Raw genomic sequence first — 1,744 nt, 5'->3', positions numbered from 1 at the left:
TTTTCAAAGAACAATCTTTTCTTTCATGTCAACCGCGTATTTCGTATCGGCGACTTTTATAATATATCACATTCGCCTATCTCTTTGCAAGTACTTTTTTCGTTATTCGACATTTTTTTTGAAATGTCGTTTTCGCGTTTATGTATCCTGTAAAAGCGGCGAGTACTAATATATCATCTGAGCTTTATTTAAGTCAAGCTTATTCTCGAATTATTTTTAATATAAAAAAAGCGCTTATTTGCCTTCGAAACTCGGGCAAACCAGCGCTCTATCTTCCTATAAGAAGCCATTATTGGCTTGGCGTGTTATTGACCATATACCGCAGCTCAAGTGCGCCAATATCTCCAAGTTCATGCATAACGGCAACCTCTCGTATATACTCTCGCTGCACCAGCTTCTGAAGGACGAGCGACAAATCGACATGCAGCACATTAATTAAGGAATGCGACTGCAGCTCGGCAATGCTCCAAGGCTCCTCCCGGCTTCCGAGTATTTCAATCAGCAATGAGCAGCATGCTTTCATTTTGTTCATTACGGAGAACTCACAGCCCAGCATTACTAATTGTACTCTTTGCTCCAACGTTTCCGGGCTAACCGTTAACTCCTCATAAAGCTTGTATATCCCGGGATGGACTCGCTTGAGCTGCTTCCAAACGGTGAGTTCAGGATGTCGGCCATCTTCTATTAGAACAATATGAGCCCAATGATGAAGCGCGATAAGCACATGACTGTATGCATCCAGCAAATTGCCGTCGAGCAGATCCTGCTTCGCTTGCAAATAAGTTCTCAAGAAACCCGCAAACTCCGTAAACTGCTTTTGCTCCCGCATGGAATCAGGGAATTGAAGCAGACGTTCACGCACACTGCTTAAATAGCCGTTGCGATCCAACAAGATCTCCCCCCGAACTAGCCACTCAATAATATTGCGATTTTCTCCGCCAGCCAGCCATTCATCTAAACCTCTGGCATCGATGGTACGAATCATTACGCGTTTGCCGTTAATTTGAACATGCTCCGTTTCCTTCCGAGCCTGAACATCCTTTACAACAACGAGTACTAATGAGTCTAAGCCATCGATCAATGGATTATAAGGATATGGGTTTTCAATAACAGCTAAACCAACCACATTAGGTTCATCACGATAGCTGTCTACGAAGTGTGCTTTTATATGTTCCACTGGTTCCTCCATATAGCTAATCACATTTTATTAAGCTATAATAATAATCTACAGTTTTATTCTTTTTCGACATGTTGGAGGCACATTCCTGCTTACTAACTTAGAAACAGTTTCAAATTCATAAGTCATTAGTCATAGGAAGGGTTTGAATCCATGAAGAAGTTCTTTTTTAAGTCCGCCAAGATCAATGAATTCCGGCTTTGGGGGCTCATTTTCACGCTGGTAGGCATGGGTGTCATGATACTTGGAACGGCCGGTATCGTATTTTTGGGACAAGCAGGCAAGATTATCGCGGCTATCTTCATGGTAATCGGCATGGTTTCTCTCCTGATCAGCGTAGCCGTCTATTTCTGGGCAGGCATGATGTCGACAAGCGCCAAGATGCTGCAATGTCCGGAATGCGGACGACCGACCAAGATGCTTGGAAAGACCGACCGCTGCATGTATTGCAAAACAATGCTGACGCTGGATCCTGCACAAGCCACGCATAGTCCGGCTGAACAGCAAGTGTAACAAAGAAAAGCCCTCTTCCATGATCACTCATGTGAAGTGCACCCCTTATAGTAG

At 43.8% G+C, this 1,744-nt stretch carries 2 protein-coding genes; one reads left to right on the top strand and one right to left on the bottom strand.

The window, feature by feature from the left end; genetic code table 11:
• Positions 1 to 289: 289 nt before the first annotated feature.
• Entirely contained in the window at positions 290 to 1,177 is an 888-nt protein-coding gene (locus A7975_RS17170; protein ID WP_053374341.1) for a nucleotidyltransferase-like protein, read from the bottom strand.
• Between the two features lie 153 nt (positions 1,178 to 1,330).
• Here A7975_RS17170 and A7975_RS17165 point away from each other — a divergent pair, with 153 nt between their 5' ends.
• Positions 1,331 to 1,690, top strand: coding sequence for a YgzB family protein (locus A7975_RS17165; protein WP_065385937.1), 360 nt, complete (start codon positions 1,331 to 1,333; stop codon positions 1,688 to 1,690).
• The last annotated feature ends 54 nt before the right edge of the window (positions 1,691 to 1,744 follow it).

It is taken from the genome of Bacillus sp. FJAT-26390 (assembly GCF_001682865.1).
GTDB lineage: Bacteria > Bacillota > Bacilli > Paenibacillales > Paenibacillaceae > Pristimantibacillus.
The sequence above is the reverse complement of the archived record's forward strand: the minus strand, read 5'-3'. Positions and strand labels throughout refer to the sequence as shown.